General features: G+C 34.5%; 16 protein-coding genes and 1 pseudogene. 11 read left to right on the top strand and 6 right to left on the bottom strand.

Going from position 1 to position 15,579, the window contains the following annotated elements:
• A pseudogene (locus tag AB4Y90_RS06735) lies at positions 1-515 on the bottom strand (catalase); the annotation flags it as partial.
• A gap of 187 nt (positions 516-702) precedes the next feature.
• On the opposite strand from AB4Y90_RS06735, the gene AB4Y90_RS06730 reads away from it, so the two are divergent.
• The 3 genes from AB4Y90_RS06730 (at position 703) to AB4Y90_RS06720 (ending at position 2,493) form a co-directional block, all read left to right on the top strand.
• Entirely contained in the window at positions 703-1,137 is a 435-nt protein-coding gene (locus AB4Y90_RS06730; RefSeq protein WP_441556650.1) for an FKBP-type peptidyl-prolyl cis-trans isomerase, read from the top strand.
• Between the two features lie 182 nt (positions 1,138-1,319).
• Positions 1,320-1,730, top strand: coding sequence for an Rrf2 family transcriptional regulator (locus AB4Y90_RS06725; protein ID WP_441556649.1), 411 nt, complete (start codon positions 1,320-1,322; stop codon positions 1,728-1,730).
• Positions 1,731-1,839: 109 nt separating this feature from the next.
• The gene (locus tag AB4Y90_RS06720) at positions 1,840-2,493 is read left to right on the top strand and encodes an NAD(P)-dependent oxidoreductase (RefSeq protein ID WP_441556648.1); all 654 of its coding nucleotides are present in this window, start codon (positions 1,840-1,842) and stop codon (positions 2,491-2,493) included.
• Between the two features lie 161 nt (positions 2,494-2,654).
• Here AB4Y90_RS06720 and AB4Y90_RS06715 read toward each other — a convergent pair whose 3' ends face one another.
• Entirely contained in the window at positions 2,655-3,659 is a 1,005-nt protein-coding gene (locus tag AB4Y90_RS06715; protein ID WP_441556647.1) for a M23 family metallopeptidase, read from the bottom strand.
• Positions 3,660-3,882: 223 nt separating this feature from the next.
• Between AB4Y90_RS06715 and AB4Y90_RS06710 the strand changes: the two genes are divergently transcribed.
• From AB4Y90_RS06710 to AB4Y90_RS06685, 6 genes are all read left to right on the top strand, one after another.
• Positions 3,883-4,920: an NAD(P)H-dependent glycerol-3-phosphate dehydrogenase gene (locus AB4Y90_RS06710; RefSeq protein ID WP_441556646.1), complete on the top strand. Its 1,038-nt coding sequence runs from the start codon at positions 3,883-3,885 to the stop codon at positions 4,918-4,920.
• Positions 4,921-5,124: 204 nt separating this feature from the next.
• Positions 5,125-6,630: a malate dehydrogenase (quinone) gene (gene mqo / locus AB4Y90_RS06705; protein WP_441556645.1), complete on the top strand. Its 1,506-nt coding sequence runs from the start codon at positions 5,125-5,127 to the stop codon at positions 6,628-6,630.
• Positions 6,631-6,713: 83 nt separating this feature from the next.
• Complete coding sequence (locus AB4Y90_RS06700; RefSeq protein WP_441556644.1) at positions 6,714-7,106, top strand: hypothetical protein; 393 nt, start codon at positions 6,714-6,716, stop codon at positions 7,104-7,106.
• Between the two features lie 68 nt (positions 7,107-7,174).
• Positions 7,175-7,846 carry a DUF1684 domain-containing protein gene (locus tag AB4Y90_RS06695; RefSeq protein WP_441556643.1) on the top strand — a complete coding sequence of 224 codons (672 nt, stop codon included), beginning with the start codon at positions 7,175-7,177 and terminating at the stop codon, positions 7,844-7,846.
• 3 nt (positions 7,847-7,849) lie between these two features.
• The gene (locus AB4Y90_RS06690; protein ID WP_441556642.1) at positions 7,850-8,335 is read left to right on the top strand and encodes a GNAT family N-acetyltransferase; all 486 of its coding nucleotides are present in this window, start codon (positions 7,850-7,852) and stop codon (positions 8,333-8,335) included.
• A 68-nt stretch (positions 8,336-8,403) separates the two neighbouring features.
• Positions 8,404-9,213 carry a glucose 1-dehydrogenase gene (locus AB4Y90_RS06685; RefSeq protein WP_441556641.1) on the top strand — a complete coding sequence of 270 codons (810 nt, stop codon included), beginning with the start codon at positions 8,404-8,406 and terminating at the stop codon, positions 9,211-9,213.
• Between the two features lies 1 nt (position 9,214).
• Here the strand turns inward: AB4Y90_RS06685 and recO are convergent, their stop codons facing one another.
• Genes recO through AB4Y90_RS06665 form a run of 4 tightly spaced genes read right to left on the bottom strand, consistent with a single transcriptional unit; the run spans position 9,215 to position 13,869 of the window.
• On the bottom strand, positions 9,215-9,901 hold the full coding sequence (gene recO / locus AB4Y90_RS06680; RefSeq protein ID WP_441556640.1) for a DNA repair protein RecO: 687 nt from the start codon (positions 9,899-9,901) through the stop codon (positions 9,215-9,217).
• Positions 9,901-12,162, bottom strand: coding sequence for a type IX secretion system anionic LPS delivery protein PorZ (porZ, locus tag AB4Y90_RS06675; RefSeq protein WP_441556639.1), 2,262 nt, complete (start codon positions 12,160-12,162; stop codon positions 9,901-9,903). Before porZ ends, recO begins: the two co-directional genes overlap by 1 nt.
• Position 12,163: 1 nt before the next feature.
• On the bottom strand, positions 12,164-13,114 hold the full coding sequence (locus AB4Y90_RS06670; RefSeq protein WP_441556638.1) for a bifunctional metallophosphatase/5'-nucleotidase: 951 nt from the start codon (positions 13,112-13,114) through the stop codon (positions 12,164-12,166).
• The gene (locus AB4Y90_RS06665; RefSeq protein WP_441556637.1) at positions 13,114-13,869 is read right to left on the bottom strand and encodes a 5'-nucleotidase C-terminal domain-containing protein; all 756 of its coding nucleotides are present in this window, start codon (positions 13,867-13,869) and stop codon (positions 13,114-13,116) included. The genes AB4Y90_RS06670 and AB4Y90_RS06665 overlap by 1 nt, the downstream gene beginning before the upstream one ends.
• A 106-nt stretch (positions 13,870-13,975) precedes the next feature.
• Between AB4Y90_RS06665 and dapA the strand changes: the two genes are divergently transcribed.
• Both dapA and AB4Y90_RS06655 read left to right on the top strand, forming a co-directional pair.
• Complete coding sequence (gene dapA, locus AB4Y90_RS06660; protein ID WP_441556636.1) at positions 13,976-14,848, top strand: 4-hydroxy-tetrahydrodipicolinate synthase; 873 nt, start codon at positions 13,976-13,978, stop codon at positions 14,846-14,848.
• A gap of 307 nt (positions 14,849-15,155) precedes the next feature.
• The coding region (locus AB4Y90_RS06655; RefSeq protein ID WP_441556635.1) for a GNAT family N-acetyltransferase at positions 15,156-15,579 on the top strand (424 nt) is incomplete at its 3' end.

Raw genomic sequence — 15,579 nt, 5'->3', positions numbered from 1 at the left:
GATGGGTTTAATGTGAAAGGAATTACCTTATAGATCTGCTTTAAAAGCGAGAATAAATTGCTCCATTTTTTCACAAAAAATCGATTGACAGAAGTAAAAAGTTTTAAAAATAAAGAAACAGAATTTATAGGAAATAATGGAAAATTTACCAACGGATAATTAGAAATCGTTCTTCCGGAATCGTCTTTTATTTTGATTGCAAAACCGTATGCAGGAATGTCTCTTTTGTTTTTATTAATTTTCAGATGTGCATTAGACAATCTTGCCGTAATTTCATATTTCTCACTGTCGAAAACAGACTTCAGATCTTCCGGAATATCTTTGCTGATAATAAATTCGCCCTTCAACACAGCGTATGTTTTCGCATGGGCATTTCTTGTCGCATAATTCACATCACTTATTGTGGAGGAATATTCCACAAAATCGGCAATGCTCTTTTTTGTTTCTTCCAGAAGTTGTTTTTCTTCATAGGTTAGCTTTTCAAAGTTCTTATTATATCTTAGAGGATTTGGCATATAGTTTTTAAAACTCAATGATAGTGCCAAGTTTTTTAATTTACGTTACGAGAATATTAAGCATTTTTTAATGTTTTTTGTGCTGTAAAGAGAAGCGATACAGCGTGAAACTTATCTTTGAGTAATATTATTAATTTAAATTATCAATTATCATTTATGCATAAACCCTATCTTTGTAAAAAAAATCATGGGAGTAGCAGATTTGTTATTTAAGAAAAAAAAGGAACTGGCTGAAAAAAACCTGAAAGACGGTCAGGAATATATGGCTGAATACGGTAAAAGAGAAAGTGTAGTGCAATTACCAAGCGGATTGCACTACGAAATCATTACCGAAGGTTATGGCCCGAAACCGGGTCCTAAATCTACAGTAAAATGCCATTACCACGGAACAACAATTGCCGGAAAAGTTTTCGACAGTTCTGTAAAAAGAGGAACTCCGGCTTCATTTCCTCTGAATAAAGTGATTAAAGGATGGACGGAAGCTCTTCAGTTAATGCCTGTTGGAAGCAAATGGAAACTGATCATTCCTCCACATTTAGCGTATGGAGATCAGCAGGTCAGTAAAGAAATCGGACCCAATTCTACATTGGTATTTCAGGTAGAACTGTTGGAGATCAAATAATCTGATTCGTAAAATAAATTAAATCCATCTGCTTTCCAGATGGATTTTTTTTGTCATGTTGAATTGAAGGCTTTTGATTTTTTATTTTAATTTAAAGCTAAAATAGTTTTAAAATTTAAGACCAAATTTAAATGTAATTTATTTTATTACAATTAAAATATTTGTAACTTTGCAGAGCAATTATGAACAATACCAGATTTGCTACGGCAATACATATTATGACATTGTTGTCAAAATTTCCTCAGGAGTGGCTTACTTCTGACTGGCTTGCCGGAAGTATTAATTTAAATCCTGTTATTATTCGTAAAGAAATCGGAGTTTTAAAAGAAGCCGGATTAATTATCAGCAGAAAAGGGAAAGAAGGAGGCAGTCAGCTATCCAAAAATGCTTCAGAAATCAGTATCTCTGAAATTTATTCAGCAGTAAAAAACTCTGAAGTTTTAGGCAAAAAAAATAATAATCCTAATCCTGCTTGTCCTGTTGGTAAAAATATCAACATTCATTTAGGCCAGCTTTTCACGGAAACAGATCTTTTGGTTTGTCAGTTTTTAGGAGATAAAACTTTAAAAGAATTTACCAAACATTTTAAATAAAAAATTTTTTATCTCAAAATGTAACAATATTTATTACAATTAATTATTAAAATAATTTCAAATGAAACCGAAAGGTTCGTGAATTTCTATAAAAATAAATAAAAAAAGTATGAACAAAAAAGTAGCGGTAATCGGGGCAACCGGTTTTGTGGGAACACAAGTAGTAAAAGAACTTGAAAACAGAGGCTTTGAAGTAAAAGCAATCGTAAGAGATGCATCTAAAGTAAATGAAACCGAACATGTAAAAGCACAAAGCGTTGATGTAAATAATGTAGACGATTTAGCAGAAGCTTTAAAAGGGAATGATGCGGTGATCAATACATTCAATGCAGGATGGACAAACCCAAATCTTTATGATGATTTCTTAAACGGTTCAATCAATATTGAAAAAGCAGTTGAAAAATCAGGCGTAAAAAGATTTATTACCGTTGGCGGAGCCGGAAGTTTATACATCGACGGAAATCAATTGGTTGACGGACCGGATTTTCCTGCCGATATTAAACCCGGAGCAACAGCTGCAAGAGATTATCTCAACAAAATCAAAGAAAATAAAACCTTAGACTGGACTTTCTTCAGCCCCGCAATCGAAATGCATCAGGGAACTGCCGGAATTAGAACCGGAAAATACAGAACGGCTCTTGAAAATCCTGTATTTAATGAAGAGGGTAGAAGTATTCTTTCTGTAGAAGATGTTGCCGTTGTTCTGGTTGACGAATTAGAACAAAATAATCACATCCGTGAACGTTTTACTGCAGCTTATTAATCGTTTTTATGAGTCCCGAAGGGACGATTTAATAAAGCATCGGATAAAATCCGATGTAATAAAATACGTACATTGAATAAAATTAATCAATAATTCGATTATCAAAACAGTTTCGGCGGCACCAAAGGTGCCGCCGAAAATTTTTATACAAATAAATTATTTTACAAACTCATAAACAGCTTCGGGTTTACCGGAGCATTGTTTTTATGCACTTCATAATGCAGATGCGGTCCTGTAGAACGCCCGGAGTTTCCGGATTTTGCGATCACTTGTCCCACCTTTACTTTATCATTGGTTTTTGCAACCAATTGCGAAAGGTGTCCGTAAAGTGTTGCCAATCCGTTTCCGTGAGATACAATGACGCAGTTTCCATAACCGCCTTTTTGCCCTGCGAAAATTACTTTTCCGGCTGCCGTAGCTACAACATCAGATCCGAAAGGAACGGCAATATCCAAACCTTTGTGAAACTGCATTTGATCGGCTTCTGCAGGAGCATTATTCTTTTCTGTTGGAGTTTTAGATACCGCAACATTTTTAGCGGTAGAATTTGTTGGAGTAGGAGAAGCTGTGCTTGCTGTTTTTGGTGTCACCATCACCTTTACTTCTCTCTTATTTCCGTAACTGTCGGTTATTTCTATGATTTTTTCTACCGGTTCAGCTTTTACCTCAGGTTTTGAAACCACGGCTGCAACAGATACGGTTGGTTTTACAGATGCATAAACCGTTTTGAACGGAATCGGATTTTTTCTGATTCCGAAATTGGATGAAATATAGCCTTCAGTAGGCATTCCCAAAGGAACCTGCATCAGTTTTTGCTGCAGATCCATTAGATATTGGCTGTATCTGTTTGATTGCTTTGCCAGATAAACTGAGTTTGAAATACTGTCATTATCAAGCACCATCAGTTTTTCGTTCTTAATATCTTTTGATTTTAGAAAAGAATTCAGTTGAGAAACGGTTTGATCTACAAGACTAAGATCGGTTTTCATTTTCAGATAATCTACGCTGTCTTTTTCTGTATTTATTTTCACCAAATTTACTTCATAGTTTTTGTCATCTTTCTCCGAAAACAATTTGGCAATGAAAATACTTTGTGCAAAAACGACCAGTGAAAGTCCTCCGATAAGAACTGTTACTTTCTTTTTGCTGCCTAAAAATTTCTTCATTTTTCTTTCTCTTAGAATTTAAAAAAGGTTTTAAGGGTGCAAATTTAGGTAAAAATAAACTTTCAGCATTATTCTTAACAAAAATTTAGAAAATATTGTAATAAACGTATTTTTAGATATTTAATTGTGTGAGAATGTTAAATTTTGAAAAATCATGATATATTTGGTGGCACAATTTCTGATATTTCTTGGTTTTAATATATTTGCAGTTCACATTTCAATTATGGCGAAAAAGAAAACCAACTCAGAATCTACTTCTAAAAAAAACAAAACTGACGTTGCAGTTGGCGTTGTGGGCAGCGGAAGTTTTGCAACGGCAATTGTAAAAATGCTTGTTGAAAATTGCAAAACCGTGCATTGGTGTGTAAGAAATGAGTTTGTAAAAGGAGCAATCGAACTGCGCGGTCACAACCCGACTTATCTTACGGCAGTTAATTTCAATCTTAAAAATTTAAAATTAACGACAGATGTCAACGAGCTGGTTACCGCTTGTGATGTCGTTGTCTTAGCAACTCCATCTATTTATCTTTCAGATACTTTAGATAAAATGACGTGTGAGTATAAAGACAAGATTTTTGTTTCGGCAATTAAAGGGATTATTCCTAAAGTGAATGATGTTGTTGCACATTATCTGAAAGAAGAATTTCAGATTGGCTTCAGAAATCAGGCAGTCATAGCAGGACCGTGTCACGCTGAAGAAGTTGCCATGGAAAGACTTTCTTATCTTACGGTGGCAACTGTTGAAGACGAAATCTCTGAAAAATTGGTTACTATTTTCAATTCAGATTTTATAAAAGTAAATTCCAGCAAAGATATTTTAGGAAACGAATACAGTGCGATTCTTAAAAATATTTTCGCAATCGGAGCAGGGATTGCAAGCGGTTTGGGTTATGGTGATAACTTTACGGCTGTTTTTGTATCAAATGCGATCAGAGAAATGGAAACTTTCCTTGAAGCGATTTATGAGGCGCCGAGAGACGTTAACGAAAGTGCTTATTTGGGAGATTTGCTCGTTACGGCGTATTCATTATTTTCAAGAAACAGAAATTTAGGAAATCTTATCGGGAAAGGATATACGGTGAAATCTGCAATTCAGTCGATGAACATGGTTGCAGAAGGTTATTATGCAGCAGATTCTATTTACAAAACTGCAAAACAGAAAAAGCTTGAATTACCAATTATTGATACCGTTTATGCAATTTTGTATGAAGGTAAAAATGCTGAAAAACAATTTAAAAAACTAACTGCAAAATTAAACTAGAATAAATTTCATTTAAAATAATTAAAGAACATCAGTGAATTTTTGCTGATGTTTTTTTATGAAATTTAAAATAAATTTTAAGCAGACTTTTTCCTAATTTAATCTGCTAAATCTGTACAATCAACGAGAATTAAATGTGATTTAAACAGTTAAATCATATTTTAATCTAAAACTTTTCCCGAAATTCGTAGTAAAATTCACCAAATGCCACATACAATTACCAACAGAACGCCTAAACCAAAATATGATGTAGTGCTTATTGGAGGCGGAATTATGAGCGCTACTTTAGCCACTTTACTTCACGAATTTGATCCGAATTTAAACATTGCTATTTTTGAAAGACTCGGAAGATTTGCCAAAGAAAGCACCGCTGCATGGAACAATGCGGGAACAGGTCATTCAGCGTTTTGTGAGTTAAATTATACCCCCGAAAAAGAAGACGGAAGCATCGATATTTCGAAGGCTGAAAAAATTGCAGAACAGTTTGAGATTTCAAAGCAGTTCTGGTCTTATTTAATTGAAAAAAAATATATTCAGAATCCGCAGGAATTTATCAATTCTTGTGCGCATATGAGCTTGGTTTTTGGTGAAAAAGACGCAGAATATCTTCGCAAAAGACACGAAGCCATGAAAAACTCACCCTTGTTCTCAGAAATGGAGTTTTCTACCGATCACGATACATTAAGAGAATGGATTCCTTTGGTAATGAGCAAAAGAAATCAGTCGGAAGTTTTAGCTGCTACAAAAATGGATCTCGGAACTGATGTAAATTTCGGAAGCCTGACCAGAAAAATGGGGCGCCATCTTTTGGAAGATTCTCATGTAGAAGTTTTCCTGTATCACGAGGTAAAAGATATCGATCCAAGAGAAGACGGAAAATGGGAAATGAAAGTAAAAGACCGTATCAATAACCATCAACAAGAGGTTGTTGCAGACTTTGTATTTATCGGCGCGGGAGGCTATGCATTGCCGTTACTCGACAGTTCAGATATCAAAGAAAGTGAAGGTTACGGTGGTTTCCCGGTTTCAGGGCAATGGTTGGTTACGCATAATCAGGAATTGGTAGAAAAACATCATGCAAAAGTTTATACTCAGGCTACAGTTGATGCACCGCCAATGTCTGTTCCGCATTTGGATTTAAGAATTATCGATGGTAAAAAAGCTTTACTTTTTGGGCCTTTTGCTGGATTTTCCACCAAATTTTTGAAAGAAGGAAGCTATCTTGATCTGCCTGAAAGTGTTAACACCAAAAATCTCCGCTCGTTATTCGGAGCTTGGTGGCATAATATTCCTTTAACCAGATATCTGATTCAGCAGGTTGCAATGACGAAAGCCCAGAGAATACAACATTTGAGAGAGTTTGTAAAAGATGCAAAAGAAGAAGACTGGGAACTGAAAGTTGCAGGACAGCGTGTTCAGATCATAAAAAAAGATGATAAATTAGGTGGGAAATTAGAATTTGGAACTGAGGTTGTTGTAAATGAAAAAGGAACGATTGCCTCGCTTTTAGGTGCTTCTCCGGGAGCTTCAACAGCAGTTTATGCGATGCTGAATGTTCTGGAAAAATGCTTCCCTGAAAAGCTTCACGGCGAATGGAAAGACAAATTGCTGGAAATGATTCCTTCATACGGACAAAATTTATCCGAAAATCCTGAACTTGCAAAAAATATCAGAGCTTACAGCAAAGAAAAACTACAGCTCAAACATTAAATATAAGTGATAAGTAATGGGTAATAAGTAATTTTGCAGTTTCACATTACTCATTACCTATTACTCATTACTCATAAAAAAAGATGGAAGTTATATCAAAACCGGTTATTGCAAAGGAAATCCTTGAAGCTCTTCAGCCAAAAGTTGAAGAAGAAAAACAGGTAATTGTACACTGCTGTTTTCCTGCGTCACCATTTTTCGGAAATCTGATCAGAATCTGGAATACAACTTTCCTTATAGATAACAGCTCCAGTCATAAAAGTAAACTGATTCACGCTGAAAATATTACGATTTATCCTAACTGGACGATGGTTCCGTTTATGAAAGATTTCTGGTTTACATTGGTGTTTTCAGGTTTGCCAAAAGATTGTAAAAGCTTTGATTTTAAAGAAGAAATTCCTGAAGAAGGCGGTTTTTTTGTGAAATCAATCAAAAGAAATTCATCAGATATTTACAGGATCAAAATTTCTGAATAATCATCTCTGTCATTCTGAATGAAAGAAAATGTAATGAAGAACTTCTCACCACTAAAATTAAAACGAAAATGAAGAAAATAATATTGTTTTTATTTGCTGTTCTACCTTTTTTTGTGTTTTCGCAGAAAAAAAAGCTGTCAAACATTAAGAAACACGGAGTGAAAACCGATCTTCGTATAACTTCAGATCCTGTAAAGTTTGAAATCGAAAAATTTCAAAAAGATTTAAATAAAGAATATTTAAACCCAAAAGAAACTCCTTTGCGCGGTGATAATTTTAAAAACTTTAAAGCGCATCCTTTCTTTCCAATCGATTTGAAATACCGTGTAACAGCTGATTTTGTTAAGAATGAAAACCCGAAACCTTTTGATCTTCCAACCTCATCAGGAAAATCAAAATCGTATCAGGAATACGGAAAAGCCACTTTTACATTAAACGGAAAATCTTATACTTTAACGATTTACCAGAGTTTAGATTTAATGAAAACAGCAAAGTATAAAGACCATCTTTTCTTGCCTTTCCGTGATGAAACCAACCAGAAAGAAACCTACGGCGGCGGAAAATATATGGATCTGAAAATCCCTGAAGGTAATAAGATTGTGTTAGATTTTAACCAGTCTTATCAGCCTTTCTGTGCTTATAATGCTTATGATTACAGCTGTCCGATTGTTCCCGAAGAAAATAAGCTTCCGACAGAAATAAGAGCGGGAGTAATGTATGACGATATTTATCATCACTAAATTATGGTTGAATTACAGTTTTTTACACCGAAAGATTTATCTGAATTAAATTACGAGCTGGATGAAATTCAGGCGCAGTTTTCAGCTTTGCCGAAACAGGCTTTGGAAAGAATTGAAGCAAGAAACCTGAATGAAGATTTTTTTGCTTATCCGATCACTGTTTTTTATGATGAAAAAATTGCAGGCTTTTGTGTTTTAGATTTCGGAAATGATAAGTTTGAATTGACAGATAATCAGGATTCTGTTTTACTGCGATCATTATCTGTGAATCCCGAATTTCAGGGAAAAGGAATCGGTAAATCTATTATGGTTGTACTGGATGATTTTATTAAAGAACATTTTAAAGACTGCAATGAAGTTGTATTGTCTGTCAATGAAAGAAATAATTTTGCTTTTCAAATTTATTTAAAAGTGGGTTACATTTATAACGGTAAAAAAATAAATGGAAGAAGCGGACCTCAGTTGGTGATGTCTAAAATTTTAGATTAATTTAAAAAATCAAAAATCAGTTTGGCGTGATCCTTTCAATTGGTTTTAAATATCACTAAAATCAAAATATGGAAGTTTCATTAAGAAATCAGATAGCCATTATTACAGGTGCATCCAGCGGAATAGGAACCGGAATCGCAAAATCTCTTGCTTCGGCCGGAGCAGCCGTAATCATCAATCATTCATCTGAAAAATCTAGCGAAGAAGCCCAAAAAGTTTTAGACGAAATAGAAAAAAACGGCGGAAACGGGATGGTTTATCAATGTGATGTTTCTAAAGAAGATGAGGTTGTGAAAATGTTTGAAGATGTAATTTCTACGTACGGAACGATTGATATTTTAATTAACAATGCAGGAATCCAGAAGGATGCCAAGTTTATTGATATGACGGTTGAAGAATGGGATACTTTAATGGGTGTCAATCTTCGGGGACAGTTTTTATGTTCCAGAGAAGCCATCAAAGAATTTCTTCGCCGCGGAATAGATAAAACCCGTTCTGTAGCCTGCGGAAAAATCATTCATATCAGTTCGGTTCACGAGATTATTCCTTGGGCTGGTCATGCGAATTACGCAGCAAGCAAAGGCGCGATAAAAATGTTGATGCAGACTTTGGCTCAGGAACACGGTGCAGATAAAATCCGGGTGAATTCTATTTGTCCGGGAGCAATTCAGACGCCGATTAATAAAGATGCGTGGGAAACTCCGGAAGCGATGAATGAGTTAATGAAACTAATTCCGTACAACAGAATCGGGCAGCCCGAAGATGTGGGGAATCTGGCTGCTTTTCTGGCGAGTGACTTGGCTGATTATATTTCGGGAACGAGCATTTTTATCGATGGCGGAATGACCAGTCTGGAAAGTTTTTCAAACGGCGGATAATTTATTCAAAAATCTGCTGGATGATCTCAAGCGAATTTGGTGTTTTAAAATCTGTAATGTGATAATGGTAATAAACCAGCAAACTGTCTAAAAAGTTTTTCCTTAAAGCTTGCGGAATTTTTATTTCATAAGGATTTTCTGAAGATAAAATTAATTTCCACAACAAAGAATTTTGATTATCGAAAAAATGGTGCGTTCCGAGATTGGAAAAAGTTCCAGTTTCGGGATCAAGAAAATTCCCGTCACTTAAAAGCGGTGCAACTCCTTGTATTTTTAGAATTTTAATTAAAAAAACGAGATGTGAGCGATAGTTTTGTTGATTAAGCTGCGCAATAAATTCATTAATTGAGCTAAAAATCAGTTCATTTTTATGCTCATTCCTTAAAATCTGATTCAAAAAATCGGCAATAAAAAAGATAACCGTATTGGCTTTGATGTCGGTGTAAACATCATTTACTTCTGTTGTTTCAAACTTTGAGACGGTCTGAATCCCGGAGTTTTTTCCTGCATTAACAGAAAAATTGAGTTTATTTAATGGAAGTAAAAATGCCTTTTTTTTATTTTTCTTACTGTAAATTCCCTTAAGAAAGTAGGTCTGAAAGCCGTCTTCTTCAGTAAAACAGTGGAGAATCGCATCGTTTTCGCCATATTTTATGTAAGAAAGTAAGAATCCGTTTTGTGAAATCATTAATTAACTACTGCTATTTTGGCTGTAGCTTTATCTGAACCGTCTTCGTTGGTCATCAAAACAAAATAAATTCCTGAAGCCACTCTTTTACCTTTCTGATTATTAAGATTCCACTCGTAATATCCTGTTCTTGCAACTGCAGAATGCACAAGATTTCCTGCTGCATCGGTAATTCTGATGTTTGTTTTTTCGGCCAGACCTTTGATGGTTACATTACCTTTAAACTGAGAATAAACTACAGGATTAGGATAAACCAAAACATTTCCAAAGTTGGAAGTTACATCTGCAACATCACCCTGATAAGTAACGATTCCGTCAAAAGTTACAAAATACACTTTACCGGTTTTTTTATCAATTTTAATATCTGTAATCGTATTTGTTGGAAGTGGGGAATTGTATTTTGTAAAATGTTTAATGGTTTGCTCACCTGAAGCAGATAAATAGTAAACACCGCCATCTTCTACAGATACCCATTTTTGGTTTCCGCCATCTACTTCAATATGTAAAATGGTAGCATCTCTGAAAAGTTCCTCTGCTAACCCTCCTTGTTCGATAACAATAGGTTCAAATTGCGGATTGTTTTTCACTTCAGCTGCTGCATTGGGTAAAATTCTTATTCCTCCTTCAGTACCGATCCATGCATCTCCGGATTTGTCCATTGCAAAAGAGATTGTATTTGCCGGAAAGCCGTTTGATTGATCAAAATAATATTGCGTATCATCAGAGAAACTTGCTGTTTTTTTTGTATCATAAACCAAGAAATTAACTGTTCTTGGTATAGGGATCCACAATAGATCATTACTGAAAACAGGATATTGAATTCCCTGACTTACATTTAAATCTTTTAATAGAAAATTGTCTGTTGCTCTGTCATAAAAAGCTAAAGATGACTGAGTTGCCATTTGTGAGAAAGCAACCGTTGCAAAAATATTATTTTGATCATCAGAAGTAAAGCCAACGGGACGGTTGGTATATCCATCCGGTGCTCCTAAGTCATAGCGTTTTACAAAATCAAAATCTTTAGAATTTGTATTATATTTCATTTTGTAAATACCATGACCTCCCCATGGACTGGTAAAATAATTTGTAAAGAAAACTTCTGAGGTATCTGCAGGATCTGCAAAAGCATCTACAACATTGAAATTTGTTGTGCTTCCCACAAAAAAAGAAGGATAAACCCATTCAGTTCCTGTAAAATAATAAAAACCTGGGTTTTTGGGATTAAGTTGAGATTCGTTGTATCCGCTTGCTCTGATTCCTGTTGAAACTAAAAGCTGATTGTCATTAAATAATCGTATTTTATAAGAATCATTAAAATAAGGACCATCTGGTTTGTATGAAACATTATCATCTGTTTTAATTCCGGATACTATTGTTCCTCCATAAACTTTAGAACCAATTGTGGTTGCGGTATTGCAGGCTTCTCCTACACTTGAGCTTCCTCCGAAATTTCCATTCGTGTTATAGGTATAAATTCTACTGCCGTCCGTAATGATAATATCGTTTGCATTGACAACGATATCATTAACGTTTCCAAAAGTTTGAGCAAGAGGAGTAAATGTTCCGCTGTTATAAATGTAGGTGGTCGTTGCAGATGAAAAAGCTAAAACAGATTCTGAATCAATATCTGTGAAATTTCCTGGCATTTCTGTTGCCCAAGTTGTAAAAACAGGGAAAGTTGTATTCAGCTCATGGGTTTTCAATCCGGTATTGGTTACAGCAAAAACTTTGTTTCCAAGAATTGTCGCTTCATTACTTGCCTCAAAAACTCCTCCATTCATAAAGAAAGCCGAATCTGCAAATTCTTTCTTTTTTAAATCAAAAATAGAAACTCCATACCCAACAGAAACTGTCGCTTTGTCTCCGGTAATAGAGATATGGTTGATTTTTTTATTTCCGTTGTATCCTGTCGCAATCGGGATGTCTACAACATAGGTTACACCTTGCGGAGTAATAATGTCTAAAGCCCCGTTTTGATAACCTACCAAACCAATTTTTGTTTGTGGATTATAATCAAAAGCAGAAATTTTTACATCATGAAGACCATTCGCTTTGGAAAGTTTTGTAATCTCGCCCGTTGAAATTGTATAATAAAAAATCCCGTTTTCTGTGGCAGCAACGATTTTTCCGTTATCTTCTTTCATCGCCAGAACATTGTTGTAAGAAAACAGGTCTGCCCATTTTTTTGAAGAAATATTCTGCGCATTTACAAATTGCAACGCTGCGAAAATACCAAAAGAAAGTAATGAGATTTTTTTCATATTATACTGTTATACTGCTGTCGATTGCCTGGTTGTTCCAGGAAATCTGTTTTATATTTTTATTTGAATCAAAAAAGAAATCTATTCTGCCTAAAAGAAGACCTGCCCAACCTACCTGGTTTACCAAAACGTTTTTCCCCTGTCTGTTTGTAAAGGTTTGAGGTTCCGGTAAAAAAGTGTGGGTGTGACCTCCCAAAATTAAGTCAATATTTTCTGTTTTTGAGGCTAAAATTTTATCGTTTATTTTTTCAGGATCGTCTTTGTAATCATATCCGATGTGTGAAAGGCAGATTACAAGATCACATTTTTTCTCATTTTTCAGGAAATTAGAATAATGTTGCGCCACATCAATAGGATCAGACCAAACCGTTTCTCCGTACTGTTTTTTTCCAACTAATCCGTCCAACTGAATTCCGACTCCGAAAATTCCGACTTTAATACCGTTTTTGTTGAAAATTTTATACTGCGAAGTTTTCCCGTCGAGAATGGTATTTTTAAAATCATAATTCGAACAGATAAAAGGAAATTCTGCATTAGGTAAAACCTTTAGAAAACCATCCAAACCGTTGTCAAAATCATGATTTCCCATTGTGGATGCATCATATTTCATCATCGACATCAGTTTAAATTCCAATTCACCTCCGAAAAAGTTGAAATAGGGTGTTCCCTGAAAAATATCTCCGGAATCGAGCAATAAAAGATTACTTTCTTCGCTTCTTATTTTTTGTATTAAACTTGCTCTTCTCGCAAAACCACCCTGATTAGGATTTTTAGTATAGCTTTCGTCAAAAGGTTCGATTCTGCTGTGTTGGTCGTTGGTGTGAAGAATCGTTAATTTGTGGGCAGATTTGAATGAATTTAAACTCAGTTCTTCCGCCATCATCAAATTGGGAGCTAAAGTCATTGCTAAAGTTCCGCCACCTATTGTTTTTAAAAAACTCTTTCTATTCATTATTTCTTCCCAATAAAATTTAAGCGAATATCTTCTTTAGGATTGATCTGCTGATTTTTCTTAAAATAATCAATAAACAGATCTCTCAGTTTAATCCCTGTTGGAATTGATTGTCCTTTACTGAAAAATTTCATGTTATCACCACCCAAAGCTAAATAATCGGAAGTTGCAATATAATAATCCTGACTTGGATTTACCTCTTTTCCGTTAATTAAAGTTTTGGTTAATTGTCCGTTATTGGTTTCAATATATAAATGAGAAACCGGATTATTGACCTGAGTTTTTGCATAATAATCAAACAATCCCTGCAAATCTGAACCTTTCATTTTTACAATGATCACTTCATTTTCGAAAGGCATTACTTCAAAAACATTTTTCAGAAGAATGTCACCTTTTCCAATTGTGGTACGAATTCCGCCGATGTTAATTAAAGCAGCGTCTATATTTTTATTAAGATTTGCTTTTGCCCAAATATCTGCTCCGTCAAAGGTATAATCTGCCAAAAGGTTTCCCAGATTGCTGTTGTCACCTTCTTTTGTGAGGTTTACCTGCGTGTAAGAGACTTTTTGATTCATCTCTTTGTTGAGTTTCAGAGTATAGGGCTCGATAAATTTCGCAAAATCTTCATCGTCCTTCAGCTCTTTATTAATAGAAATATTCTTTTGTGTCTGCGCATTGGCAACCTGCAACGACGTGGTTTTGCAGGCTGTAAGCGAAAACAAGGCAATTCCCAGTAACAAGAATTTATTTTGCATAATATCTTTAGTATATGCAAATATAATTATATGTATAATAAAATAGGATTAAATATTGTAAATTCTTGTATGAATTGATTAAATTTGGGGAAAATAATTCGAACAGATGAGCATTTTAAAAGGAGTAGGTGTTGCTTTGGTAACACCCTTTAATGAAGATTTATCCGTAGATTTCGAAAGCTTGACAAAACTTATAGAGTACAACATCGAAAACGGAACCAACTATTTGGTAGTATTGGGAACTACAGCAGAAGCTGCTACACTTTCTTCATACGAGAAGAAACAGGTAGTTGAGCACATCATTAAGGTAAACAATAAACGTCTTCCTTTGGTTTTAGGAATTGGCGGAAACAATACTCTTGAAGTCAAACAGCAAATCGAAGAGACAGATTTATCAGATTTTACGGCAGTTTTATCAGTGTCTCCTTATTATAATAAACCTAATCAGGAAGGGCTTTATCAGCATTATAAAGCTTTAGCTTCTACCGGAAAAAATATTATCATTTATAACGTTCCTTCAAGAACGGGGCAAAATGTAGAAGCTGAAACTACTTTACGTTTAGCAAATGAATTTCCGAATTTATTCTTAATTAAAGAAGCGTCACCAAACATTCTTCAGTATTTTGATATTTTGAGAAAAAAACCCGAAGGTTTCAACCTGGTTTCAGGAGATGATGAATTTACACTTCCTGTAACTTTAGCAGGTGGAAACGGAGTTATTTCTGTAATCGGACAAGGTTATCCGAAAGAGTTTTCTACAATGGTTCAGTTAGCTTTTGATAAAAAAGTGGATGAAGCCTACGAGATTCACAATAAATTGGTAGAAATCACCAGATTGATTTTTGCAGAAGGAAATCCTTGCGGAATTAAAGCTGTTCTGGCAGAAAAAGGATTGATTAAAAATTATCTGAGACTTCCTTTAGTTCCTGCTTCAGAAGGACTTTATGCAAAAATAAAAGCTGAAATGGCGAAAATTTAAGAAGGTGAATTGTCAATTTTGCTTTGCAAGTGAATAGTGAATTTTTTATTCCTACTCTAAAAGTGACAATCATTAAATATTTAAAGTGAAAAGTGTAATGCTTTTCACTTTTTTAATCTTAGTATTTAACTATAATTTTTTTTAACACATTAGTTGCTTTAAGTTTGTGATTCAACTATTGAAAAGAACACATTAGTTTTTGAAAATCTTTGATTTTCGTCTTACGTGTTCTGAATATTTTCAAAGTAAATGAACTAAAAAACTTAAGTGTTCTAATGTGTCAAATGATTTTTTAAATTTATCAAGTATGAAATTAATCAAAGCAACACAAGAAAATATTCCTYTAATACAAGATTTAGCCAGAAGATCTTGGAAAAATGCTTATGCCGAAATTTTATCTGATGAACAGATGGAATATATGCTAAACACAATGTATTCAGAAGCTGAAATTTCAGCACATTTAAGCAATCCTGATTATCATTATTATTTGGTTTTTGATGAAATTTTGAATGAATATGACGGATTTATCGGCTTTGAAAATCATTACGAAGAAAATACAACCAAGCTTCACCGAATTTATCTCGTTCCTGAAAGCAAAGGAAAAGGTTTAGGCAGAAAAACGCTTGAATTTCTAAATGAAAAAGTAAATGAAATCGGTGATAAAAGAATTATTTTAAACGTCAATAAACACAATTCGGCGCAAAAATTTTACGAATCTCAAGGTTATAAGG

Source organism: Chryseobacterium sp. 2TAF14, assembly GCF_052115105.1.
In the GTDB taxonomy this organism is placed as follows: Bacteria; Bacteroidota; Bacteroidia; order Flavobacteriales; family Weeksellaceae; genus Chryseobacterium.
The sequence above is the reverse complement of the archived record's forward strand: the minus strand, read 5'-3'. Positions and strand labels throughout refer to the sequence as shown.

Bases quoted from the DNA above. Each gene is read 5' to 3' on its own strand.
- recO (WP_441556640.1), bottom strand. From the start codon at position 9,901: ATGATTTCACAAAACGGATTCTTACTTTCTTACATAAAATATGGCGAA.
- AB4Y90_RS06665 (WP_441556637.1), bottom strand. From the start codon at position 13,869: ATGCAAAATAAATTCTTGTTACTGGGAATTGCCTTGTTTTCGCTTACA.
- AB4Y90_RS06700 (WP_441556644.1), top strand. From the start codon at position 6,714: ATGGAAGTTATATCAAAACCGGTTATTGCAAAGGAAATCCTTGAAGCT.
- AB4Y90_RS06725 (WP_441556649.1), top strand. From the start codon at position 1,320: ATGAACAATACCAGATTTGCTACGGCAATACATATTATGACATTGTTG.
- AB4Y90_RS06730 (WP_441556650.1), top strand. From the start codon at position 703: ATGGGAGTAGCAGATTTGTTATTTAAGAAAAAAAAGGAACTGGCTGAA.
- AB4Y90_RS06720 (WP_441556648.1), top strand. From the start codon at position 1,840: ATGAACAAAAAAGTAGCGGTAATCGGGGCAACCGGTTTTGTGGGAACA.
- mqo (WP_441556645.1), top strand. From the start codon at position 5,125: ATGCCACATACAATTACCAACAGAACGCCTAAACCAAAATATGATGTA.
- AB4Y90_RS06695 (WP_441556643.1), top strand. From the start codon at position 7,175: ATGAAGAAAATAATATTGTTTTTATTTGCTGTTCTACCTTTTTTTGTG.
- AB4Y90_RS06710 (WP_441556646.1), top strand. From the start codon at position 3,883: ATGGCGAAAAAGAAAACCAACTCAGAATCTACTTCTAAAAAAAACAAA.
- AB4Y90_RS06690 (WP_441556642.1), top strand. From the start codon at position 7,850: ATGGTTGAATTACAGTTTTTTACACCGAAAGATTTATCTGAATTAAAT.
- porZ (WP_441556639.1), bottom strand. From the start codon at position 12,162: ATGAAAAAAATCTCATTACTTTCTTTTGGTATTTTCGCAGCGTTGCAA.
- dapA (WP_441556636.1), top strand. From the start codon at position 13,976: ATGAGCATTTTAAAAGGAGTAGGTGTTGCTTTGGTAACACCCTTTAAT.
- AB4Y90_RS06670 (WP_441556638.1), bottom strand. From the start codon at position 13,114: ATGAATAGAAAGAGTTTTTTAAAAACAATAGGTGGCGGAACTTTAGCA.
- AB4Y90_RS06685 (WP_441556641.1), top strand. From the start codon at position 8,404: ATGGAAGTTTCATTAAGAAATCAGATAGCCATTATTACAGGTGCATCC.
- AB4Y90_RS06715 (WP_441556647.1), bottom strand. From the start codon at position 3,659: ATGAAGAAATTTTTAGGCAGCAAAAAGAAAGTAACAGTTCTTATCGGA.